Origin of the sequence: Sinobaca qinghaiensis (genome assembly GCF_003610495.1) — a bacterium.
GTDB lineage: Bacteria > Bacillota > Bacilli > Bacillales > Marinococcaceae > Sinobaca > Sinobaca qinghaiensis.
In genome coordinates this window covers 386,182-408,637 of sequence record NZ_RAPK01000008.1, presented here as the reverse complement: position 1 = coordinate 408,637, position 22,456 = coordinate 386,182, and the positions used below count along the sequence as shown (strand labels likewise).

Genomic DNA, 22,456 nt, shown 5'->3' with positions numbered 1-22,456 from the left:
AATTATCTTGCAGAAAAAAGTACTTTCACAAAAAGATGTCATGTTTTTAGCATTAGGAGCCATGCTTGGCTGGGGCTGGGTTGTTTTATCCGGCACATGGATTAATGAAGCGGGTTCCTTGGGAAGTACGATAGCATTTCTCATAGGCGGGCTGCTCGTTATTATGATTGGCTTAACCTATGCAGAATTGTCTGCAGCGTTACCTGAATCAGGAGGAGGCCTTGTATTCGTCGAACGGGCTTTTGGCCGGACGCTGGCTTTTATTGCTGCCTGGGGCATACTGCTCGGCTATGTTTCTGTTATTACATTTGAAGCAGTAGCGCTTCCAACCGTTATTGATTATATTCTGCCCAGTGAACATGCAGGCTATCTGTGGACGTTGAGCGGGTGGGATGTTTACATAACGTGGGTATTAATTGGTTCCGGTGGAGCTCTTGCGCTGACGGCGTTGAACTACTTTGGTTTAAAGCCGGCTTCTTTCTTCCAATCCATTTTTACATTAATTATTGCGGGAACTGGAATTCTATTACTCGGCGGAGCTCTTTTTAATGGAGACTACGGCAACGTTCAGCCTTATTTTCAGGACGGGGCCGTCGGGATGTTTGCGGTTCTTGTAATGGTGCCGTTTCTTTTTGTCGGTTTTGATGTTATTCCGCAGGTGGCTTCTGAAATAAATGCACCCGGAAAAAGCATTGGACGTATTCTCATTGCTTCTATTGTGAGTGCCGTTGTGTTTTACTTATTAATCGTTTTTGGCGTCACGCTTGGTCTGTCTCCCAATCAGCTTGCCACCACGGAGCTTGCCACCGCAGATGCCATGGTAAATCTGCTTGGCAGCCAGGCTTTCGGCACCGTTCTTGTTCTGGGCGGGGTAGCTGGTATTATTACAAGCTGGAATGCCTTTATTATCGGCGGCAGCCGTATTCTTGGTAAAATGGCGGAACGTAAAATGGTGCCGGCGTGGTTTGGCTACATTCACCCAAAATACGGGACACCGACTCATGCTATTCTTTTTCTTGGCGCACTGGCTTTTATTGCTCCTTTGTTTGGACGTCCGGCTCTGGTCTGGATTGTAGATGCCGGGGGTGTGGGAATTGTAGGCGGCTATCTGCTTGTTTCTATGGCTTTCTTAAAGCTCCGTAAAACGGAGCCGGAGCTTGAACGTCCGTTCCGGATTAGAAATGCACAGGTCGTAGGATGGCTTGCCATCATTTTGAGCATCGGATTTATACTATTATATTTCCCCGGCATGCCTGCCGCTTTAATCTGGCCGTATGAATGGGTCATTCTGGGCGTCTGGATTTTGATCGGTGCTGTATTATTTTTTGTCAAAAGAAAAACATAAACAAGGGGTCTGCAGATGCAGGCCTCTTTTTGATTTGATTTATTTTCCATAAAAAAGGATAATAGGGCGTATAATGAAAAACGAGGTGTCCTATGTCGTCTGATCGAATCATTTCTGCTGTTTCGTACATAAGTATTTTTTTTGCTCCTGTGCTTCTGCCTCTCATTGTATGGATAGTTGGCAATGAATTTGTTTCTAAACATGCAAAAAGAGCTTTTGTATCGCATGTGCTTCCCTGGCTGTTTTTTCTTGGAGCAATGGTGCCCTTTTGGATCGTCGGCGGGAATTTTCAGAGTGAAAATATTTCCATTATATTTATCAGCTTAATTTCCTTATTTATGATCAGTCTGCTGGTTGTAGTGATTCTCAATATTATCTGGATGATCATTGTTTTAAAACATTCGAAAACCTCTACAACCTCTACTTAAACATCGGCTGCAGGCTGGTGTTTTTCTATATAAAGAAAAACGATAGGGCAGGCAGGGGAATGTACATGAAAACAGAATATAAAGGGTATAGGTAGACTAACGACTGCCAAAACGAAAAAAGGGGTGCAGAAATGAAAAAATTAATCAACCAGACAGATGATATCCTTGATGAGATGCTTGAGGGCATGGTGGCTGCCCACCCAAATGAAATTAAACGACTGGCAGAAACAAACGTAATCGTTCGAAGCAATGCTCCGATAAAAGGAAAAGTAGGTTTAGTGAGCGGCGGCGGAAGCGGCCACGAGCCCGCCCATGCCGGCTACGTCGGCCATAAGCTGCTTGACGCGGCAGTATGCGGGGAAGTATTTACTTCGCCGACCCCGGACCAGGTGTACGAAGCAATAAAAGCAGTAGACGGCGGAGTGGGTGTGCTGCTTATTGTTAAGAACTACAGCGGTGATGTCATGAATTTTGATATGGCAGCCGACATGGCAAAAGACGAAGGAATTAAAGTAGAACAGGTTATCATCCGTGATGATGTAGCGATAGCCAATCCAGAAGACCGCCGTGGCGTAGCAGGTACTATTTTTGTGCATAAAATTGCGGGGGCTGCTGCTGAATCTGGTAAATCCCTGAAGGATATAGCAGAACTTGCCCAAAAAACGGCAGATAATGTTTTCTCCATGGGGGTTTCGCTGAGCCCGAGCATTGTTCCGGCTTCCGGTAAGCCGGGATTTGAACTCAAAGAGGATGAAATGGAAATCGGAACAGGCATTCACGGAGAGCAGGGAATAGAACGCAAAACGCTTAAGCCGGCCGATGAGATTGCAGAAGAGCTGGTGCAGAACCTGCTGAAGCATATGGATATAAAAAACAGCCGGATTGCCCTTATGATAAACGGGCAGGGATCGACTCCGTTAATGGAACTCTACATCATGAATCGGAAGGTCAGCGAGCTTTTAAATGAAAAGCAAGCAGAAATTAAAAAAACATTTGTTGGAGAATATATGACCTCTATTGAAATGGCGGGATGCTCGGTAAGCATCTTAAAGCTTGATGATGAGCTCGAATATTTCTTACATTAAAAAAGCGGGGGAAATGGCATGAATCTTACTACAGAAACAGCAAAACAATGGCTTCTTGCAGCAGGACGCGACATGCAGGAAAACAAAGGCTACCTATCAGAGCTCGATCAGGCCATAGGCGATGGAGACCACGGCCATAATATGGCGCGCGGCTTTGCCGAAGTGGAAAAAAAGATTGCTTCAAAAACGTACGACGATGTAGGAGGCGTAGTAAAAGACGCCTCGATGACCATTATTTCCAAAGTAGGCGGAGCTGCAGGACCTTTATATGGAACAGCTTTTCTTAAAGCTTCAGGAGTCTGGAAAGGAAAGGCTGAAGTGTCTGATGAAGAGTTTGCTGAAGGTCTAAAAGCAGCAATAGACGGCATCGCTCAGCGCGGCAAATCCGAGCAGGGGCAGAAAACAATGCTGGATGTATGGATACCTGTACTTCAGGAAGCTGAAAAAGGAAATATTGAGGCGGAACAGCTGGCCCAAACGGCAAAGGAAGCAATGGAAAAAACAGAAGGCATCGAAGCAAAAAAAGGGCGTGCTGCCTACCTGGGGGAGCGTTCTATAGGGCATCTCGACCCCGGAGCTTATTCCTCCTATCTGTTGTTTGAAGCTCTGGTGGAAGCGATAGAAGCAGGAGGAGAAGCAAATGGCTAAAGTAAGTACAGTAGTAGTGTCCCACAGCCGTCAGCTGGCTGATGGAGTAATTGAACTAATCAATCAGACAAAGCAGGAGGATGTCATAGTTATTGCAGCCGGCGGTACAGAAGACGGCGGGATAGGGACGTCGCCTGATTTAATCAGTGAAGCGTTAAAAAAAGCTGACAACCCTGCAGGAACTGTGGTTCTTTTTGATTTAGGCAGTGCTCTAATGAACACGGAAATGGCTCTGGATATGCTGGATGAACTGGAAGGCGAAGTCGTTATTGCCGATGCGCCTATTGTAGAAGGCGCCTATGTATCAGTAGTGGAAGCCGGTATGGGAAAAGCCTTGAAAGAGGTTCAGGAATCGGTGGAAAAAGCGAAAAAGTGGAATAAAAAAACATAAAGAGACGGAGCCGCAAAGGCTTCGTCTCTTTTTTTAACGTTGTGAAGCCCGGTATCCTGACTGTTCTGCCTGTTCCGGTGTGCAGAATAACTCTTCTTCCTTTGTTTGTTCATAGTGCTGGCCGCCGGGCACATGATAAATTCGTTCACCGCTTGAACTGTGGTTTCCTTTAACTGCCGGGTCTTCGCAGTCTATTTGAAAAGAAGGAGCTTTATGCGAAGCGGCGTCGGGACGAAAGCCGTCTTCGGAAACATACCCATCTATACTCCAGATGCCCCGGCCGGCCTCTTGTGCTTCTCGTTCTATTTCACGGAATTCCTCTTCATAACGGGTGTTTGGTTCATAGACGTAGGCCACCCGGGCCAGGCCTTCTTCCAGCAGCTGTTCGTTAATCATCTCCCCGTCCTGCCAAATATAAGCCAAAAAGCGGTCATATCGGTCTCGTGTCGTTGTGTCGACTTCCACTTCTATAGAAGAACCTTCAGCCAGGTTTTGTTTCACAAAACTGCCGGCCTCCGGGCCAAACGGCTGAACCGGTTCATTGGGATGCACCGTCTCGGGTGTATCTACCATAAGCAGCCGCACCGTTTCTTCCGTGCCGTCGTCCATTGTAATCCGGAGCGTATCCCCGTCGACCACTCTATCCATCGTTGCCGGAATACGGCCGTCTGTAGTGCCAGTGCTGCTGCAGGCGGTGAAAACGAGAACCAATATAATAGTTAAAGCAAAGAGCGTATATTTCATGAAGGTCTCTCCTTTTCTTGTTTATCATTTTCCAGCTCTTGAAGAAGAATCCGAAGCCGCCGCACTTCAACGGCTTCGAGCTCTTCATACCGGCGCAGCTGGTTGATAATATGCTGCACATCAGCCGAGTGCGTCTGCTTCGTTTTAGAGGAGAGGAAATATGTCGTAATGGAGCTTGTCAGCATCCCGATCAAACCAATTCCAAAGATCATCAGGACAATGGCAATCATCCGTCCGGCCGGTGTTTCCGGAGATATATCTCCGTATCCGACGGTGGTGGCTGTAACAATGCTCCACCATACGGCATCCCCGTATGTTTCAATGCTGGGTTCTAAATAACGGATCGGAATGGAACTCAAAATAACGAGCAGGCTTACTGCGATAAAAACCCGGTTTAAGTAATTCGTCTGCAGAATTCCCATAAAATCGCGAAGATAGTGGCGGAGAATCCAAAGACGCTGCAGGGCGCTGAGCAGTCTTGCAATACGAGCCATTTGGAAAATGGCACTAAGAGGAATAATTGCGATAAAATCAAAAGGGTTTTTTCGAATGTAAAGCCATTTGTCCGGAGCTTTTATGAACCGAATACTTACATCTATGAAAAAAATTAACCAGACCACGAAGTCAATCCGTATAAACCATTCATTGGCAGACCACGCAACAGAAAGGGATATGACTGCCAAAGTAATCATGATGCTTTCATACACTATATGAAATCGACTTGTTTTCATGATCGAGCCTCTTTTCTTCTATTGTATCTATTCCCGCAAAGCACCCGCTGTTTTTGAATGAATAAAACAAAAATGGGAATATTTCTATAGTAAAACGGGAATATCTATACAAATAAGCACTTATTGTGAAAATACTTATTTTATACTAAAGCCCGAAAGGATGATCGGCATGCCGGTACATTATCAAGACCAGAACATTACCGTATTCCAAAGCGCATTATTCCAGACAACTTCAACGGTAGCTGTAACAGAAGAAGCAGTTATTATTGTAGACCCTACCTGGCTGCCCGAAGAAATAAGAGAAATTCAGAATCATGTAGCGCTTGTAAGCAAAGGACGAAAGCAGTACCTTGTCTTTACCCATTCGGATTATGATCACATATTAGGATATCATGCCTTTCCGGAAGCTGTAACTATTGCTTCCAGAGCTTTTGTGTCAAATTCCAGAAAAGAAGAAACGGTAGAAGAAATAAAGCAGTTTGATGACAATTACTACATTGTAAGACCTTATGGAATAGAGTATCCCTACATTGATATCATTATTGATAACGACGAGCAGATGATTGAAACAGGCTCTCATACGCTGACTTTCTACCTGGCGCCGGGGCACAATGTGGACGGAATGTTTATCTTAATTGACCATCTGGGAGTACTTATTACCGGAGACTATTTAAGTGATGTGGAATTTCCATTTATTTATCAAAACAGCGAGGCTTATGAACGGTCTCTCCAAAAAGTAAAAAGTCTTTACGAAAAGCAGAAAATTAATTTTCTCATCCCGGGCCATGGGTCTGTAACTTCAAGCCCTGCAGAGATAAAAGACAGGCTGGATGACTCTCTCTGGTACATTGAACAGCTCCGGAAAACAATGGAAGAAGATGGGGAATATCATGTGCTGGAAGCTTTTGTGGACGGGTATGGGTTTTCAACATTTATGAAGAAAATGCATCACGAAAATATTGAACTTGTAAAGCGGGAGAAAGACGCTTAAAGTAAAAGACAGCAAAGCAAGTGAATAGATTTTCATTTTACTAAAGGAAGCGATAAAGTGAAAAAACCAGCAGCTATTACAGCTCTGTTTCTTTTGTTGGGTGCAGCTGCCTGCTCTGCAGGCGGCCCAGAGGAAGCTGAAGAATCTTCTGAAGCAGAATCAGCCGCTCCGGCAGAAGAAGAACCAGCGGAGGAACCGGCAGACGAGACGCAGCCGGAACCGGAGCCCCCTTCTCTTAATGACGAAGGGGAAATCGAGGACCCTGATGCAGTAGATGCGCTTGTGAACCGGGAATATCATTTACCTTCCGACTATGAGCCGGAAGATCTTATCCAGGCAGATATCCGATATGCTTCTCCTGGAGATAATCAAAAAAATCTGATCAGGGAACCGGCAGCAGAACCGCTTGAACAGTTTTTCACCGATGCTGAATCAGCCGGACACGAGCTGTATGCAGTTTCCGGCTATCGTTCCTACGATCGTCAGGACGTTATCTTCACCCAGAACGCCGAACGCGATGGGGAAGAGCAGGCTAATACGTACAGCGCAAAGCCCGGCGAAAGTGAACACCAAAGCGGTCTGGCCATGGACGTGAGCTCCGAATCTATCGGGAATCAGCTGAGTACGGAATTCGGAGAAACCCCGGAAGGTCAATGGGTGGCAGAAAATGCGCATACGTACGGATTTATCGTACGTTACCCGGAGGACAAAACAGATATTACCGGCTATCAATATGAACCGTGGCACCTTCGGTATGTAGGCACAGAGCTTTCTGAAGAACTCTATAAAGAAGAGTTAACGCTTGAGGAGTATTACGGCCTGGGAGAATAAGAGAGAGCAGTGAAGACTGTTCTCTCTTTTCGTGTCTCCTCTTCCAAAACCATCCGGTAAAAAGGAACTATTTTCTGTGCAGGCGGCTCTATAGAGCGCAGGCCTTCATGGTTTATTTCAGAAGATAATTTCCGCCGGAGATTTTCTATGGTAAGATATAGTGGTGTTATTCTGTTTAAATAGCAAACAGCTGCTAAAATTAGTAAATAGTCCGTCTACATATATACTATTGCCCCGTGACTTCTGTTTTTTAGAGAAAGAATTCAGAGAGTTGGAGTGCTTTTTCAACAGCGCTGAGATAACATGATGTCATTTTAATTAAAAACCTTGGTTTTAAAGAATAGGAGCGTTAGCAGTGTACATTGATATTGATGGAGTGAACGTCCATTACCAGGTGTCGGGAGAAGGAGCCAACGTCATGCTTCTTCACGGATGGGGTGCAAATGTCCAAACGTTTGCACCGGTCCACCAGCGCCTGGAAAAGGATTTTAAAGTGTGGTCTATTGATTTTCCCGGATTCGGTGAAAGTGACGAACCCCCGGAGCCCTGGTCTGTAGGAGACTATACGGAGATGCTTGGTAAATTGATCCGCAGGCTTGATATTGAAGACCCGATTCTGATGGGACATTCTTTCGGCGGAAGAGTATCTATTAAATATTCAGCGGCCAATGCTGTTCGTAAAGTTATTCTCGTGGACAGTGCAGGTGTGCTGCCGAAACGGACTTTTAAATATTATTATAAAGTGTATACGTACAAGACGTTAAAGAAACTGCTGAAACTGCCTCTTATTAATAAATACGAGCAGTCAATAATGGACCGCGTCAAAGGAAAAGTGGGGTCCTCTGACTATAAGGATGTTTCCGGCGTGATGCAGCAGACTTTTGTCAAAGTAGTCAACGAAGATTTAACCCATCACATGCCGGATATTAAAGTCCCTGTTCTTCTTGTATGGGGAGAAAATGATGAAGCTACGCCGGTGGCGGATGGAAAACGGATGGAAGAATTGATTCCAGATGCAGGATTGGTCGTATTGAAACGGGCAGGCCATTATTCCTATCTTGATAATTTAAACGAATTTATCGTCATTATCGACCATTTCCTCCAAAAAGAAAAAAAGGAGGCAGCAAGCCTTGATTAGTCTGCTTATTTTGCTTTTTATTATTGCCTGGGGGTATTACACGCTGCGTCTCGTCAAGCGAAGCACGCATATGCTCCAGTTGAACAGTTATAGAAACGAAAGAATCTGGAAATGGATGAAAGAACATCAGGACCGTGTGTTTCCTATTAGAAGCTTTTGGCCGCTTCTGGCCCTGCTGCCGTTGTTTGCCGGAAACGTCTGGCTCGCCCTGACGATTGGAATTATCTTGTACGGATTTAATGTATTAATGATGCAGGAAACCACAGAGAAAAAGAAGCTTGTTGTGACAAAAAGGGTCCGGCGTCTGTTTATTACTGTTACTCTTTTATATGCAGCCGTCATTATTATAGGTCTGTCGCTGAGCGCCGGTATCGACGGCTCTTATTTCTGGCTGATTGCACTGGCCATTCTGACTAATATTTTTGTGTACTTTATGGTCATGACCGCGAACTTGATTAACATGCCGATTGAACGGCAGATTAACCAGCATTTCTTTAATGATGCCGAGCGGATTATTAAAGAAATGCCTAACCTTGAAACGGTAGGAGTAACCGGAAGTTACGGCAAGACAAGTACAAAACACGTACTCGAAGCCGTTCTCTCCTCTCAGTTTAATGTCCTGATGACGCCGGAGAGCTACAATACAAGAATGGGTATTACGTTAACCATTCGCAATATGCTGAAGCCGTATCATGAAATTTTCATCGCCGAAATGGGTGCCAAACAAGAACACGATATCCAGGCGGTATGTGATCTGGTTCACCAAAAGTATGGTATTATCACAGCTATTGGAGAACAGCACCTTGAAACGTTCAAAACGCTTGATACCATCAAAAAGACAAAGTTTGAAATTGTGGAAAGCCTTCCAAATGACGGCACCGCATTTTTAAATAAAGATGATGAAAATATTATGTCCTACAAACAGCGCAATCAGGTACGCACGATGTACTATGGAATTGACGCGGAGGACCTTCATTTTAGAGCAGAAAACATTGCCTTTTCTTCCAAAGGGTCCACCTTTACCATTATGAAATATGATGGCAGTTCTGTAGACGTGGAGACAAAGCTGCTAGGGCGCCATAATATCTATAACATTCTGGCCGCCGTAGCTATCGGCTCGGAAAAAGGTATTCCACTGGAGAAAATGGCCCGCGCAGTGAAAAAGCTTCAGCCGGTCGAGCACCGTCTGGAACTGAAGAAACCGCAGGGGAACATTACAATTATTGATGACGCTTTTAACTCCAATCCGGTTGGCTCGAGAATGGCTCTTGAAGTGCTTGGGCAGATGCCGGAGTACAAGATGCTTATTACTCCGGGTATGATTGAGCTCGGTGATAAAGAGTATGACCTGAATAAAGCATTTGCCGAGTATGCGGCTGATGTGTGTGATTTTATTATTTTAGTAGGGAAAAAGCAGACAAAGCCTATGCAGGACGGCCTTTTGGAAAAAGAATTTCCGGAAGAGAAATACTATGTAGCGGCTGATCTTCAGGACGCTTTAAACAAAATGCATGAGAAAGCTGTCCAAAAATCCATTGTATTATTGGAAAATGATCTGCCGGATACATTTAATGAGTAAAGAATGCGAGGGACTTACCTATGAGAACTAGAGTTGGTGTATTTTTCGGAGGGATTTCTGTAGAGCACGAAGTATCGGTTATTTCAGCGGTACAGGCGATGCATGCCCTTGATGAAAAATTATACGAAGCAGTACCTGTTTATATCGCAAAAGACCGCCAGTGGTATACAGGAGAAGAGCTTCGCGACATTGAGAATTATAAAGACCTTAACCAGCTGTTTGAAAAACTTCAGAAAGTTACCGTTACGGGTGGGGATGACGGCGGCGTTGTGCTGCAGAAAAAGCCTGTTCCTAAATTCGGAAAGCGTATTGTCGCGGAAATTGATGTAGCTTTTCCGATTGTTCACGGTACGTTTGGAGAAGACGGAGTTCTCCAGGGTTTCTTTGAACTGATGGATATTCCCTATGTAGGGTGTGATGTTATGTCGTCTGCTGTCGGCATGGATAAAGTTATTATGAAACAGGTGCTTCGTGATGCGCAGATTCCTGTTCTTGATGATATTTGGTTCTATGGAACACACTGGTCTGACAATCCGGAAGGAATTACCGCATTAGTGGAAGAAACATTAGAGTACCCGGTTATTGTAAAGCCGGCTAACCTTGGATCAAGTGTCGGCATCAGTAAAGCCGGCGACCGCGATGAACTTAGAATGGCGGTAGAAGAAGCCATGGAGTTTGCCAGCAAGATTCTTGTAGAACACATGGTTGAAGACATGAAGGAAATCAACTGTTCAGTCGTAGGTGATTATGAAGAAGTAGAAGCTTCTGTATTGGAAGAAGTATTGAAAACAGAAGACATTTTAAGCTACCAGGATAAATACCAGGGCGGCGGCAAAGGCGGCGACGGTGCAAAAGGAATGGAAAGCACAGATCGTGTTATTCCAGCTCCTCTGGATGAAGAGCAGACAGAGGATATTCAACAGCTTGCGAAAGATACATTCCAGTCGCTCGGCTGCAGCGGGGTGTCCCGTATTGATTTCATGATCGACCAGGCTTCCGGCATGATCTATGTGAACGAAATCAACACCATTCCCGGATCCCTCTCCTTTTACCTCTGGGACCCGGCTGGAAAAGATTATACACAGTTAACGCATCAGCTGATTCAAATGGCATTAAAGCGTAGAAGAGAACGCGAAAAACTGACTTTCTCTATTGATTCAAACCTGTTTTCCACCCAGAGTGCAGGCGGACTCAAAGGTGGAAAAAATGGAGCTAAAACTGCTTCCCGAAGCTAGTTATGGTAAGGAAAGGAACCGGAGAAAGACTGCCGGTTCTTTTTTTATTTTTTTATACTAAAAAGATTGCATCCTATATTATCCTGGGGTATAATATCATTTGGCAGTAAGGAATTTAATGTTTCTCTGCTTATAAGGCCCGTTGGTCAAGTGGTTAAGACACCGCCCTTTCACGGCGGTATCACGGGTTCGAATCCCGTACGGGTCACCATTATTATTTTGTTTATACCAAGCAGATCGATATGGAAAGTTTGTTATGGAGGGGTAGCGAAGTTGGCCAAACGCGGCAGACTGTAAATCTGCTCCCTCTGGGTTCGGCGGTTCGAGTCCGTCCCCCTCCACCATTTAAAAATAGAACGAGCCATTAGCTCAGTTGGTAGAGCATCTGACTTTTAATCAGAGGGTCGGAGGTTCGAATCCTCCATGGCTCACCATTTTTCAATCATGACAAAGGCGTCATGGTTTTTTTGTGTTTTAGAAGCAAAATCAATAACGAAAAAAGCGGAAAAGAAGTAAAAAAAAGGAAAATATCTCTAATAATATGCATATAAAATACATAATTTTAAATAGCTCGTTATATTATCTTCCGAAACCTCAAACCCTCGCTGAATTTCATGCTACCTTGATGAAAGATTTTACTTTGAGCATATGAGGTGACGGCATAGCATGAGAGTTAAAGACATTTTTACGTTTAAGGATGAACGCATTAAAATTCTGCATTTCTGCTGGTTTGCTTTTTTCGTTTCCTTTTTTGCCTGGTATAACATGGCTCCGCTTGCTACAACGATGATGGATGATATGGGCTGGCTGACAACTCAGCATATAGCGGCGCTGGGAATTATTAACGTAGCTCTGACCATTCCGGCCCGTATTGTAATAGGAAGCCTGCTGGACCGGTTTGGGCCGAGGATTGTGTATTCTTCTTTGCTGGTAGTCATGTCTTTTCCTACTTTTATATTCGCATTTGGAGACACCTGGATGCAGCTGATGATTTCAAGGCTGCTGCTCGGAAGCATTGGGGCAAGTTTTGTTGTTGGTATCCGGATGGTGTCGGAATGGTTCCCGCCGAAACATGTGGGGTTTGCTGAAGGTATTTATGGCGGATGGGGTAATTTTGGATCCGCTGCAGCAGCTATGCTTCTTCCATGGCTTGCCTTAACGCTGTTCGGCGGTGATCAGGGCTGGAGATATGCTGTAGCCTTCACCGGGGTGGTCACTTTTGTGTATGGTTTTATTTTCTACTTTAATGTGAAAGATACGCCGGACGGCCGGGCGATGATCAAGCCGAAGAAAGCAAGTGCAATGGAGGTAAGCAGCTATAAGGATATGGCCCAGCTTATTTTCTGGACGCTTCCGCTTGGCGGGGCGCTGGCGCTCAGCGTATGGAGAATTGAACAACTAGGTTTCGTGTCTGAAACAGCCTTGTACACGATATGGTCGATCATTCTCGTAGTAGTTATTTATCAGGTATACAATATTTTAAAGGTGAATCTGCCTATTTTGAAAAAAGGTGTTCCTGAAGATGACCGTTACAATTTTAAGACGGTGGGGGCACTAAATAGTACATATTTTGCTAATTTCGGAGCTGAACTTGCTATTGTGGCTATGCTGCCTATGTTTTTTCAGCTGACATTTTCGCTTTCGCCGGCCCAGGCAGGATTGCTTGCCGCGTCATTTGCATTTATTAATCTGCTGGCACGGCCGCTTGGAGGAGTTCTTTCTGACAGAATGGGAAGCCGCCGGTCGGTAATGCTGATTTATATGTTTGGTATTTCATTTGGCTTAATTGGTATGGGAATGATTAATTCCGGCTGGCCGCTTTTTTTAGCCGTACTGGTGACTATTTTCACCTCCATGTTTGTACAGGGGGCGGAAGGCGCAACGTTTGCTATGGTCCCTATGGTTAAAAAACGCATTACCGGCCAGGTGGCCGGTATGACAGGTGCATACGGAAACGTTGGTGCTGCTGTTTATTTAACTCTTTATACTTTTGTAACGCCTCAGCAGTTTTTCTTTATTCTGGCAGGAGGGGCTTTCACAAGCTTTGTTATCTGTTACTTTACGCTGGAAGAACCGCAGAATTCCTTCAGCGAAGACTATTATTATTCGGAAGATGATCTGGCGCTTGCGCAGGAATCAGATGAAAAAATAGCAGCAAAAGAAGTAGCGGCAAACAAAAGGTAGTACTTTAATTGGACAGCGGAGCTCCGGGAGAAACGGGGCTTTCTGTCTGTAATCCGTTGAAAATAAAAGCTTTGTTGACGTTAAAAAATAAGAATGGTATAGTGGAACATGTCCTAGAAAAAAGGGAATGTTTATGCGGGTGTAGTTTAGTGGTAAAACCTCAGCCTTCCAAGCTGATGATGTGGGTTCGATTCCCATCACCCGCTCCATACATACTATGATAGAAGGGGCCTTAGCTCAGCTGGGAGAGCGCCTGCCTTGCACGCAGGAGGTCAGCGGTTCGATCCCGCTAGGCTCCACCAATTCTATAAGATACAAAGCTGTCGGCTGTAGGCCGGCGGCTTTTTTTGTATGGATTTTTCGTGCAGCAAGCCTCTATTATCCGAAACCAGCGAACCGTGGTACAATAAATTGTGTTTAATGGGAACTGACGACGATTCAGCACGAAAAATAAACTGTAAATAACCATACATATATCCGTAATGAAACGAAAGGGTTTATTCTGCGTAATTAAGAGACCCGGAAAGGGTGGAGGTCATAAGAGATGGATGCGGTTGTCAAACGCCTGATTAAGGCGATAAAAAAAGAAGACGATCAGGATGCTTTTGCAGAGCTTGTGGACCTGTATAAAGACAAAGTGTACCAAATCGCATACCGGATGACCGGAAACTCCTATGAGGCTCAGGACGTGGCGCAGGAAGCATTTCTCCGGGCTTATGCCAATTTGGAGAGCTATGATGAATCCAGAAAATTTTCCACATGGCTGTTTCGAATCACGACTAATTTGTGCATTGACCGGCTCCGCAAGAAGAAACCGGATTACTCTCTTGATGCGGAGATTAAAGGAACAGAGGGACTGAGCGGCTATTCCCAGCTGTCTTCTGAAGAGCTGCTTCCTGAAGAGCAGGTCGTAGCTTTTGAAATGCAGGACTGGGTGCAGACTGAAATTGCAAAGCTGCCGCCCAAGTACCGCTCCGCTATTATTCTTCGATACATTGAAGATTTATCTATAAAGGAAATTGGCGATATTCTCGATCTTCCGGATAATACAGTGAAAACACACATTCACCGTGGAAGAGAAGCACTTCGTAAAAGACTTAGAAATATTTAAGAGGGGAGGGACTGTCATGGCCTGCCAGAAAAAAGAAGAAAAGCAAATTGATCAGTATTTAGATGGAGAACTAAGCGCAGCGGAAAGAAAAGAGCTTTTTGCTCATTTTGAGAAATGCCCGGCATGTGCTGCTCATTATCGTGAATTAAATAAAACAGTAATGTTTGTCCAGAGTACTTCTCATCTAGAGGCTCCTCCCCGCATGACCGACCAGATCATGCAGAACCTTCCTTCCAGAAAAAAGAAGCCAGGCTGGAGGAAATGGGGCAGGCGTCACCCAATAATGGCAGCCGCAGCTATTTTTGTTCTGTTAATGTCATCCAGCATGATGTCCATCTGGAATGATCAAAGCGCCGGCCAGATTGCAGTAGCCGGCGGTGAAAATGTGGAAGTGGATCATGAACACGGGAAGGTCATTGTGCCGGAAGGCGAAGTCGTCCGGGGAGACTTGATGGTCCGCAACGGTGAAGTAGAGGTGCACGGAGAAATTCAAGGAGACCTGACCGTTATAAACGGAGAACCTTATTTAGCTTCAGCCGGTCATGTAGCGGGGGATATTGAAGATGTAGACCAGGCACTGGAGTGGATGTGGTATTACACAAAGAAATTCACGACAGAAGCATTTACATGGAATACAGAAGAATAAAATCAAATGTGCTGTTTTTTCTTCGGCAGTGAAACGAATATGGAATGAAGAACGTCTATACCTACTTCAGAAAAAGAAAAAACCACTGTCGTTTTTCGAGAAGAACAATAGAGAACTTATGCTATAATGGATCTGTTGTTTTCTTTTTTCGCTAGACAAAAATGGAGGAAAAGCGCATGTTTTTTGGAGAGGATTTTAACCTGTTGCGAACCCTTGGCGCAGTAGTGGACATTGTGCTTGTTGCCTACGTATTATATAAATTAATTACCGTAATTAGGGGAACAAGAGCTGTTCAGCTCGTCAAAGGGATCTTATTTATTCTTATTATATGGTTTTTAAGCAGTGTATTTGGCCTGAGAACATTGCAGTGGATTATGTCCCAAGCTGTTACATACGGGCTTCTGGCTATTATTATTATTTTTCAGCCGGAGCTTAGAAGAGCGCTCGAACAGCTCGGAAGAGGCAGGTTATTTGGACGTGCTTTAATGCCTACAGAGGAAAGTTCACGGAAAACAGTGGACGCGATTACTAAATCTGTGCGGTATATGTCCAAGCGGCGGATCGGCGCATTAATTTCTATTGAAAAAGAGACGGGAATGAATGATTATGTAGAAACAGGCATTCCGATGAATGCTGCGATTACCTCGGAGCTGCTCATTAATATTTTTATTCCAAACGCCCCTTTGCACGATGGAGCGCTGATTATGCGCAACAATGAAATTGCAGCGGCTGCCTGTTACCTGCCGCTGTCTGAAAATCCTTTTATTTCGAAAGAACTTGGAACCAGGCACAGAGCTGCACTGGGTATCAGCGAGGTTACAGACTGTCTGACGGTAGTAGTGTCGGAGGAAACCGGAAGCGTGTCGGTAACCAAAAACGGGGAGCTCCATCGTAATTTAGACGAGGATACGCTTCTTGCCATGCTGGAAAAAGAACTTATTTCCGATGATCGTCACAGCAGTAGTTTGTGGCAGTGGGGGAGATCCTAATTATGATGGATAATATGTTCAGCAATAAATGGTTTGTCCGTTTTATATCCCTGTGCATTGCCATCATGCTGTTTATGATGGTTAATATGAATAACAATGTAAGCAATCAGGCAAGTGTACTGCCGGATCGTGAAGACAGCACGGTAGAACTGGAAGATGTAGAATTAGTTGTGGACTATGATGAGGAAAGTTATTCCGCGACGGCAACCACGCCGGATGATCTGATCGTTCAGCTTTCCGGCTCTCAAACCTCCCTTACCTTATTTCAGCTTTCCAACACTTCTCATGAAGTGTTTGTGAATGCTGAAGATCTTGGCCCGGGAGAGCATCAGGTACCGATTGAAAATAGGAATTTTCCGGCGGATCTTGAAGTATCTGTTTCTCCGGAGTATGCTACGGTAGTGGTAGAAGAGCTGGAAACAATGTCTTATCCGGTAGAAGTAGAATTAACAAACGAAGACGATACGGAAGAAACTTATCAAACAGATGATTTCTCAGTTAATCCCGGCAGTGTGGACATTCAGGCTGGTTCCAGTGTGCATGAAAGTATAAATGAGGTCTCCGTATTTGTTGACGTGTCGGGAGCCGCCAATACTATTGAAGGCGAAAAGGAAGTAATCGCCTACGATAACCAGGGAAATGAACTTGATATTCAAATAGAGCCCGAGGCTGTAAATGTAACAATGGGAGACGAAGGCGGAACGTCCGCAGAACTGCCGATTACTCTTATAAGAGAAGGAACACCGGAGAATGGAGCGAGCGTTGCTGCCCTGACTCCTTCACAGGAAGAAGCGCTGGTTTCAGCGCCTCAGGACGTATTGGATAGTCTGAATACAATTGAAGTACCTGTTGATTTATCAGCCATCGGCGAAGAAGGCGGAACGATAGAAGTCGATATCCCCCTTCCTGAAGGAGTCGAGGCTGTACAGCCGGAAACGATAGACGTAGAAGTGGAAGTGGGAGAAGGCGGGACAGCCGCCTTCTCCAATATTCCTATAAACATTGAAAATGTTCCGGAAGGACGAACAGTACAGTGGGAGTCTCCGGCAGACGGAGCCATGAACGTATCAGTAGAAGGAACGGCTGATTCGGTTGACGGCCTTAATGCCGGGGATATTTCTTTGAGTGCAGACTGGCAGGAAGGTGGAAGTACAGAAGCCGGCGAAGCCAAAACCTTGACACTGCAGGTATCCGGTCCGGATAATATAGAAGTTTTTCCTGAGTCCTCTGAAGTGACGCTTTCGACTGTAGAAAGTAATGAAGAATCCGGAGGCGGTGCTGAAGAGCCGGAAAATCCGGACGATGCCGAAACGGAATCTGAAACGCCGGAGGCGGATCCAGCCGATCCGGCAAGTCCGGATGAACCGCAGTCTGAGCCTTCTCCAGAGCAGCCGGAAGAAGAAAATCCAGTGGAAGAATCTCCGGAAGAACCCGATACTACAGAAGAACCGGATGACGGCTCCAATGGAGTAGAAAGCAGCGAAAACAATTCAGATCCTACGGGCAGTGCAGAGATAAATCAAACGGAAAATGAAAACGAAAATGAAGGAGAGATAGATAATGGGTAAATATTTTGGAACGGATGGTGTAAGAGGGGTAGCCAACACAGAGCTGTCACCGGAACTCGCTTTTCGTATCGGCCGCGCCGGCGGATATGTACTTACAAAAGAAACGGAAAATCCTAAAGTACTTATTGGAAGAGATACCCGCATTTCAGGTGAAATGCTTGAAGGAGCACTAGTTGCAGGCCTTCTTTCCATCGGAGCAGAAGTAATGAGGCTTGGCGTAGTTTCAACGCCCGGAGTCGCTTACTTAACAAAAGCCCTCAGCGCGCAGGCAGGCGTTATGATATCAGCTTCCCACAATCCAGTAGAAGACAACGGCATTAAATTTTTTGGTTCCGACGGCTTTAAGCTTACAGATGCTCAGGAAGCCGAGATAGAGGTACTTTTGGACGGGGAGGATACTCTTCCGCGCCCAACAGGAAAAGATCTTGGTATCGTCAATGACTATTTTGAAGGCGGACAAAAGTATATCCACTTCCTAAAACAAACGATTAATGAAGATTTTGCAGGACTGCATGTCGCTTTGGATTGTGCTCATGGAGCTGCTTCATCGCTCGCGCCGCACCTGTTTGCAGATCTGGAAGCGGATATTTCCACTATGGGCAACAACCCGGACGGATTGAATATCAATGATAACGTAGGATCTACGCATCCGGAAGGTTTAGCTGCTTTTGTTAAAGAAAAAGGAGCAGATATCGGGCTTGCATTTGACGGAGACGCAGATCGTTTAATCGCAGTGGACGAAAAAGGAACGCTTGTAGACGGCGATCAGATTATGTATATTTGTGCCAAGCATCTTAAGCAGGAAAACAGACTTACCGAGAATACACTGGTTACTACAGTAATGAGCAATCTGGGCTTGTATAAAGCACTGGAAAAAATCGGCATTGAAACGAAAAAAACTGCAGTAGGCGACCGTTATGTTATGGAGGAAATGCGTAAAGGCGGTTTCAGTCTTGGCGGTGAGCAGTCCGGACATCTGATTTTCCTTGATCATATTACAACAGGGGATGGCATGCTGTCAGCGCTTCAGCTGGTTGATATTATGAAATCGACCGGAAAGAAGCTGTCTGAACTTGCTTCCGAAATGGAAATTTTTCCGCAGAAGCTTATCAACGTGAGAGTCCACAATAAACACGAAGTAGCTTCCAATCCACATGTGAAAGAAGCTATTGATAAAGCAGAAAAAGAAATGAACGGCAATGGACGTATTCTTGTCCGTCCTTCCGGTACAGAGTCGCTTGTACGGGTAATGGCAGAAGCCGAAACAAAGGAATTATGCAATCGTTACGTAGAAGAAATAGCAAGTGTGGTAGAAGAACACATGGGAACCCAGAGGGCATAAACGCTTCTCCAAAAGCATCTTGGGCCTGAATGCCTGAGGTGTTTTTTGGAATGCCTCCTGTTCATCGCTGAAATAACTTATTTTATTTTAAAAGGAGGAGCCAAACGTGCCGGAAAATGTCCTCTTTGCCCTTGCGCTGACACTTATGGCAGGCCTGGCTACAGGAATAGGAAGCTTTCTGGCTTTCTTTACTTCCACGACAAATACAAAATTTCTTTCCGTCTCGCTTGGATTTTCCGCAGGCGTGATGATTTATATCTCCATGATTGAAATATATGTGAAGGCCCAGGAATCACTCGTAAGCGCTCTTGGAAATGTGGGCGGGCAGTGGTCTACTGCTGGTGGTTTTTTTGGAGGAATGCTTTTGATTGCGGCGATTGACAGGCTGATACCTAAGCAGGGAAATCCCCATGAATTAAAACGTGTAGAGGATATGTCTGCGGTCAACCGGTCAAGAGAAGAGCCGGATCTTCTGAAAATGGGAACGTTCACGGCTCTTGCGATTGCGATTCATAACTTCCCGGAAGGGATAGCCACATTTGCTTCAGCTCTTGAGGATCCGACGCTTGGGATAGCCATTGCTGTAGCGATTGCGATACATAATATTCCGGAAGGGATTGCTGTATCGGTGCCTATTTATTTTGCTACGGGAAGCAAACGCAAAGCGTTCAAACTGTCTTTTTTATCCGGGCTGTCCGAGCCGCTTGGTGCAATTATTGCCTTTTTATTTTTAATGCCTTTTTTAAACGACGTGACGTTCGGCGTTATGTTTGCCGGGGTGGCAGGGATTATGGTTTTCATTTCATTGGATGAGCTTCTGCCGGCCGCAAAGCGGTATGACGAAACACACCTTCCAATTTATGGACTGATCGCCGGTATGGCCGTAATGGCTGTCAGCCTGCTTTTATTTATCTAATAACCTACAAAGGATGTTCAGTGATATGCAGGATATATGGACGCTTCTTAAATATTTATTTCTAGGGCTTTTTCAGGGGATTACCGAACCAATCCCGATTTCCTCCAGCGGACACCTTGTTATTGTTCAGGAGTTAATCGGACTTGGCAACACAGGGCTCGAATTTCTTGTGCTTGTTAATTTTGGATCATTGATTGCCGTACTGGTTGTCTATTGGCATGATATCGTTAAACTCGCAGCAAATGGCATCACTTACGTAACGACGAGAAAAGCTGCTGCGCGGGATGACTTTGATTTTATTTTGTATCTGGTTATCGCAACAATACCGGCGGGCGTGATAGGACTGACGCTTGGAGACTATATTGAATCCGAGCTTGATAAAGTATGGATTGTCGGCGCCACGCTGATTGTTACTGGATTTGCACTGTGGATTATCCGTAATCTGCGGGGCAGCAGAAACGACGGCCAGCTGAACTGGAAAGATGCCGTTATTATTGGTCTGGCTCAGGCAGTGGCTTTGATTCCGGGTATCAGCCGTTCTGGAGCGACTATTGTAGCTGCTATGCTGTTGGGCACAAAACAGGAAACGGCGCTTCGTTTCTCGTTTCTGCTTTACATTCCGATCAGCATTGGGACGACCGTTTTATCCCTTGATACTATTTTGGGTGAAAACCTGCCTGATATGTGGTTGAATTACCTGGTGGCCTTTATTGCTTCTATTATTACCTCCTACATCTCTTTAAAATGGTTTATGAATATTATGGCAAAAGGAAATCTAAAGTATTTTGCGATCTACTGCTTTATTGTCGGTGCCCTGGTTCTTTTATTTATCGGGTAATTGACAGAAAATATGCCAGGAAAAATACCTGTAAGCATGCGCTTACAGGTATTTTTTAACCGCAGCAGGTTTCGGCGGGATGATATTTAGGGTAATCTATAAGAATAGAATCATTTTTTCTCATAAAACGGCAGCTGAAGCCGCAAACCGGCTTCAGCCTTTTTATGGGATAAGATTCTTTTTTTTAAGAATCCGATAAGCTGTCTAATGGAAAAATTAATCATAGGAGAAGTGAACATGAAGAAAAATCACACAATGATGCAGTTTTTTGAATGGCACCTGGAAGCAGATGGCGCCCATTGGAACAGGCTTAAGGAAATGGCTTCAATGCTGAAGGAAAACGGAATCGATTCTGTTTGGATTCCTCCTGCGGCTAAATCAGAAACACCTGATGATAACGGATATGGAGTATACGACCTGTATGACCTGGGGGAATTTGACCAAAAGGGATCGATACGGACGAAATACGGCACAAAAGAAGAGCTTCTCGAAGCCATTGCCTCCTGTCATGAGCACGACATCTGCGTTTATGCCGATGTTGTTATGAACCATAAAGCGGCAGCGGATGAAAAAGAAACATTTGAAGTAGTAAAAGTAAACGAAGAGAACCGAAACGAAGACATAGGAGAGCCTTTTGAAATGGAAGGCTGGACGAAATTTACGTTTCCGGGACGCGGGGACACCCATTCCGATTTCAAATGGAACTACACGCATTTTAACGGTACAGATTATAATGCAAGCGACGATGAAGAAGGCATATTCCGTATTCTTGGAGAAGATAAGGCCTGGAATGAGAATGTAGCGGATGAATTTGGAAACTATGACTTTCTCATGTTTGCAAACTATGACTACAATAATCCGGAAGTCAGAGAAGAAATGATCTCCTGGAGCAAATGGCTGACGGATACTTTAGAGGTCGACGGCTACCGTTTGGATGCAATTAAACATATAAACTATGATTTTGTGAAGGAATTTGCCGAGCAGGCGATGGAGCACGGCGGCGAAGACTTTTATATTGTCGGGGAATTCTGGCTCTCTGATTTAGCAGAATGCCAGGCTTTTCTGGATAACATTGATTATAAGATCGACCTGTTTGATGTATCGCTCCACTTTAATCTGCACAATGCTTCCAATGCCGGGGCAGACTATGACCTGCGGGAAATATTTGAGGACACGCTCGTGAAGTCCCACCCGATGCATGCGGTAACGTTTGTGGATAATCATGATTCCCAGCCTGAAGAATCACTGGAATCATGGGTGGAAGAGCCGTTTAAACAGAGCGCCTATGCGTTAATTTTATTAAGAGAAGACGGCTATCCTTGCGTATTTTACGGAGATTATTTCGGCATCAACGGACCTGCTCCGGAAGAAGGAAAAGCAGAGGCTATTGATCCGCTTCTTTATGTTCGTAAAAACAAAGCCTACGGAGAACAGGAAGACTATTTTGAAGAAGCGAACCTGATCGGCTGGGTCCGCCGGGGAACAGAAGAAATGGAAGGATCCGGCTGCGCCGTAGTTATTTCCAATGAAGGGGATAACAGTTTAACCATGAATGTAGGAGAAGAGCATGCCGGCGAGGCGTGGGTCGACTATACCCGTAACTGCAAGGACGAAATTATCATCGAAGAAGATGGTACGGCTTCTTTTCCTGTCATGGGAGAAAGTGTAAGTGTTTGGGCCACACCTGACGAATAAAAACAGTAGAATCCGGAAAAT

21 protein-coding genes and 5 tRNA genes are annotated in these 22,456 nt (G+C 45.0%); 24 read left to right on the top strand and 2 right to left on the bottom strand.

The genetic code is table 11. From position 1 onward, the window contains the following. Positions 1-7: 7 nt before the first annotated feature. The 5 genes from ATL39_RS09360 (at position 8) to dhaM (ending at position 3,897) form a co-directional block, all read left to right on the top strand. Positions 8-1,345: an APC family permease gene (locus tag ATL39_RS09360; RefSeq protein ID WP_256497888.1), complete on the top strand. Its 1,338-nt coding sequence runs from the start codon at positions 8-10 to the stop codon at positions 1,343-1,345. 92 nt (positions 1,346-1,437) lie between these two features. Next, entirely contained in the window at positions 1,438-1,773 is a 336-nt protein-coding gene (locus ATL39_RS09355) for a hypothetical protein (RefSeq protein ID WP_120193076.1), read from the top strand. A gap of 131 nt (positions 1,774-1,904) precedes the next feature. Further along, positions 1,905-2,858 carry a dihydroxyacetone kinase subunit DhaK gene (dhaK, locus tag ATL39_RS09350; RefSeq protein ID WP_120193075.1) on the top strand — a complete coding sequence of 318 codons (954 nt, stop codon included), beginning with the start codon at positions 1,905-1,907 and terminating at the stop codon, positions 2,856-2,858. An 18-nt stretch (positions 2,859-2,876) separates the two neighbouring features. Next, complete coding sequence (gene dhaL, locus ATL39_RS09345) at positions 2,877-3,506, top strand: dihydroxyacetone kinase subunit DhaL (RefSeq protein WP_120193074.1); 630 nt, start codon at positions 2,877-2,879, stop codon at positions 3,504-3,506. Beyond that, positions 3,499-3,897, top strand: coding sequence for a dihydroxyacetone kinase phosphoryl donor subunit DhaM (gene dhaM / locus ATL39_RS09340; RefSeq protein ID WP_120193073.1), 399 nt, complete (start codon positions 3,499-3,501; stop codon positions 3,895-3,897). Before dhaL ends, dhaM begins: the two co-directional genes overlap by 8 nt. A 33-nt stretch (positions 3,898-3,930) precedes the next feature. Here dhaM and ATL39_RS09335 read toward each other — a convergent pair whose 3' ends face one another. Together ATL39_RS09335 and ATL39_RS09330 are read right to left on the bottom strand one after the other, a co-directional pair. Next, on the bottom strand, positions 3,931-4,641 hold the full coding sequence (locus ATL39_RS09335) for a thermonuclease family protein (RefSeq protein WP_120193072.1): 711 nt from the start codon (positions 4,639-4,641) through the stop codon (positions 3,931-3,933). Then, positions 4,638-5,372, bottom strand: a complete 735-nt coding sequence (locus ATL39_RS09330; protein ID WP_120193071.1) for a potassium channel family protein — start codon at positions 5,370-5,372, stop codon at positions 4,638-4,640. The genes ATL39_RS09335 and ATL39_RS09330 overlap by 4 nt, the downstream gene beginning before the upstream one ends. A gap of 169 nt (positions 5,373-5,541) precedes the next feature. On the opposite strand from ATL39_RS09330, the gene ATL39_RS09325 reads away from it, so the two are divergent. The 19 genes from ATL39_RS09325 (at position 5,542) to ATL39_RS09235 (ending at position 22,435) form a co-directional block, all read left to right on the top strand. Further along, a complete protein-coding gene (locus tag ATL39_RS09325) occupies positions 5,542-6,363 on the top strand; it encodes an MBL fold metallo-hydrolase (RefSeq protein WP_170146888.1) in 822 nt (273 codons plus the stop codon). Positions 6,364-6,420: 57 nt separating this feature from the next. Then, positions 6,421-7,194 (top strand): M15 family metallopeptidase, encoded by a 774-nt coding sequence (locus tag ATL39_RS09320; RefSeq protein WP_170146887.1) that lies wholly within the window; start codon positions 6,421-6,423, stop codon positions 7,192-7,194. Between the two features lie 355 nt (positions 7,195-7,549). After that, positions 7,550-8,332 carry an alpha/beta fold hydrolase gene (locus ATL39_RS09315; RefSeq protein WP_120193068.1) on the top strand — a complete coding sequence of 261 codons (783 nt, stop codon included), beginning with the start codon at positions 7,550-7,552 and terminating at the stop codon, positions 8,330-8,332. Continuing rightward, a complete protein-coding gene (locus ATL39_RS09310) occupies positions 8,325-9,911 on the top strand; it encodes a UDP-N-acetylmuramoyl-tripeptide--D-alanyl-D-alanine ligase (RefSeq protein ID WP_245960963.1) in 1,587 nt (528 codons plus the stop codon). Before ATL39_RS09315 ends, ATL39_RS09310 begins: the two co-directional genes overlap by 8 nt. A 20-nt stretch (positions 9,912-9,931) precedes the next feature. Then, positions 9,932-11,146 carry a D-alanine--D-alanine ligase family protein gene (locus tag ATL39_RS09305; RefSeq protein WP_120193067.1) on the top strand — a complete coding sequence of 405 codons (1,215 nt, stop codon included), beginning with the start codon at positions 9,932-9,934 and terminating at the stop codon, positions 11,144-11,146. Between the two features lie 136 nt (positions 11,147-11,282). Continuing rightward, positions 11,283-11,357: transfer RNA gene (locus ATL39_RS09300), tRNA-Glu, on the top strand. A gap of 47 nt (positions 11,358-11,404) precedes the next feature. Then, positions 11,405-11,490: transfer RNA gene (locus ATL39_RS09295), tRNA-Tyr, on the top strand. Positions 11,491-11,504: 14 nt separating this feature from the next. Beyond that, positions 11,505-11,580: transfer RNA gene (locus ATL39_RS09290), tRNA-Lys, on the top strand. A 232-nt stretch (positions 11,581-11,812) separates the two neighbouring features. After that, the gene (locus tag ATL39_RS09285) at positions 11,813-13,330 is read left to right on the top strand and encodes a NarK family nitrate/nitrite MFS transporter (protein WP_120193066.1); all 1,518 of its coding nucleotides are present in this window, start codon (positions 11,813-11,815) and stop codon (positions 13,328-13,330) included. Between the two features lie 135 nt (positions 13,331-13,465). Then, a tRNA-Gly gene (locus ATL39_RS09280) sits at positions 13,466-13,539 on the top strand. A gap of 17 nt (positions 13,540-13,556) precedes the next feature. Then, positions 13,557-13,632, top strand: a tRNA-Ala gene (locus ATL39_RS09275). A 242-nt stretch (positions 13,633-13,874) separates the two neighbouring features. Further along, on the top strand, positions 13,875-14,441 hold the full coding sequence (gene sigW, locus ATL39_RS09270; RefSeq protein ID WP_120193065.1) for an RNA polymerase sigma factor SigW: 567 nt from the start codon (positions 13,875-13,877) through the stop codon (positions 14,439-14,441). A 16-nt stretch (positions 14,442-14,457) separates the two neighbouring features. Continuing rightward, positions 14,458-15,087: an anti-sigma factor family protein gene (locus ATL39_RS09265; RefSeq protein WP_120193064.1), complete on the top strand. Its 630-nt coding sequence runs from the start codon at positions 14,458-14,460 to the stop codon at positions 15,085-15,087. Positions 15,088-15,263: 176 nt separating this feature from the next. After that, the gene (gene cdaA / locus ATL39_RS09260) at positions 15,264-16,076 is read left to right on the top strand and encodes a diadenylate cyclase CdaA (protein WP_120193063.1); all 813 of its coding nucleotides are present in this window, start codon (positions 15,264-15,266) and stop codon (positions 16,074-16,076) included. A gap of 2 nt (positions 16,077-16,078) precedes the next feature. Next, positions 16,079-17,644 (top strand): CdaR family protein, encoded by a 1,566-nt coding sequence (locus ATL39_RS09255; protein WP_120193062.1) that lies wholly within the window; start codon positions 16,079-16,081, stop codon positions 17,642-17,644. Then, positions 17,637-18,986 (top strand): phosphoglucosamine mutase, encoded by a 1,350-nt coding sequence (gene glmM / locus ATL39_RS09250; RefSeq protein WP_120193061.1) that lies wholly within the window; start codon positions 17,637-17,639, stop codon positions 18,984-18,986. The genes ATL39_RS09255 and glmM overlap by 8 nt, the downstream gene beginning before the upstream one ends. Before the next feature lie 106 nt (positions 18,987-19,092). After that, positions 19,093-19,902, top strand: a complete 810-nt coding sequence (gene zupT / locus ATL39_RS09245; RefSeq protein WP_120193060.1) for a zinc transporter ZupT — start codon at positions 19,093-19,095, stop codon at positions 19,900-19,902. Positions 19,903-19,927: 25 nt separating this feature from the next. Further along, positions 19,928-20,740, top strand: coding sequence for an undecaprenyl-diphosphate phosphatase (locus ATL39_RS09240; RefSeq protein WP_120193059.1), 813 nt, complete (start codon positions 19,928-19,930; stop codon positions 20,738-20,740). 237 nt (positions 20,741-20,977) lie between these two features. Then, the gene (locus tag ATL39_RS09235; RefSeq protein ID WP_120193058.1) at positions 20,978-22,435 is read left to right on the top strand and encodes an alpha-amylase; all 1,458 of its coding nucleotides are present in this window, start codon (positions 20,978-20,980) and stop codon (positions 22,433-22,435) included. The last annotated feature ends 21 nt before the right edge of the window (positions 22,436-22,456 follow it).

Excerpts from the sequence above, each read along its gene's own strand:
- ATL39_RS09355 (WP_120193076.1), top strand. The coding sequence starts at position 1,438 with ATGTCGTCTGATCGAATCATTTCTGCTGTTTCGTACATAAGTATTTTT.
- dhaK (WP_120193075.1), top strand. The coding sequence starts at position 1,905 with ATGAAAAAATTAATCAACCAGACAGATGATATCCTTGATGAGATGCTT.
- dhaL (WP_120193074.1), top strand. The coding sequence starts at position 2,877 with ATGAATCTTACTACAGAAACAGCAAAACAATGGCTTCTTGCAGCAGGA.
- dhaM (WP_120193073.1), top strand. The coding sequence starts at position 3,499 with ATGGCTAAAGTAAGTACAGTAGTAGTGTCCCACAGCCGTCAGCTGGCT.
- ATL39_RS09335 (WP_120193072.1), bottom strand. The coding sequence starts at position 4,641 with ATGAAATATACGCTCTTTGCTTTAACTATTATATTGGTTCTCGTTTTC.
- ATL39_RS09330 (WP_120193071.1), bottom strand. The coding sequence starts at position 5,372 with ATGAAAACAAGTCGATTTCATATAGTGTATGAAAGCATCATGATTACT.
- ATL39_RS09325 (WP_170146888.1), top strand. The coding sequence starts at position 5,542 with ATGCCGGTACATTATCAAGACCAGAACATTACCGTATTCCAAAGCGCA.
- ATL39_RS09305 (WP_120193067.1), top strand. The coding sequence starts at position 9,932 with ATGAGAACTAGAGTTGGTGTATTTTTCGGAGGGATTTCTGTAGAGCAC.
- ATL39_RS09285 (WP_120193066.1), top strand. The coding sequence starts at position 11,813 with ATGAGAGTTAAAGACATTTTTACGTTTAAGGATGAACGCATTAAAATT.
- sigW (WP_120193065.1), top strand. The coding sequence starts at position 13,875 with ATGGATGCGGTTGTCAAACGCCTGATTAAGGCGATAAAAAAAGAAGAC.
- ATL39_RS09265 (WP_120193064.1), top strand. The coding sequence starts at position 14,458 with ATGGCCTGCCAGAAAAAAGAAGAAAAGCAAATTGATCAGTATTTAGAT.
- cdaA (WP_120193063.1), top strand. The coding sequence starts at position 15,264 with ATGTTTTTTGGAGAGGATTTTAACCTGTTGCGAACCCTTGGCGCAGTA.
- ATL39_RS09255 (WP_120193062.1), top strand. The coding sequence starts at position 16,079 with ATGATGGATAATATGTTCAGCAATAAATGGTTTGTCCGTTTTATATCC.
- glmM (WP_120193061.1), top strand. The coding sequence starts at position 17,637 with ATGGGTAAATATTTTGGAACGGATGGTGTAAGAGGGGTAGCCAACACA.
- ATL39_RS09240 (WP_120193059.1), top strand. The coding sequence starts at position 19,928 with ATGCAGGATATATGGACGCTTCTTAAATATTTATTTCTAGGGCTTTTT.
- ATL39_RS09235 (WP_120193058.1), top strand. The coding sequence starts at position 20,978 with ATGAAGAAAAATCACACAATGATGCAGTTTTTTGAATGGCACCTGGAA.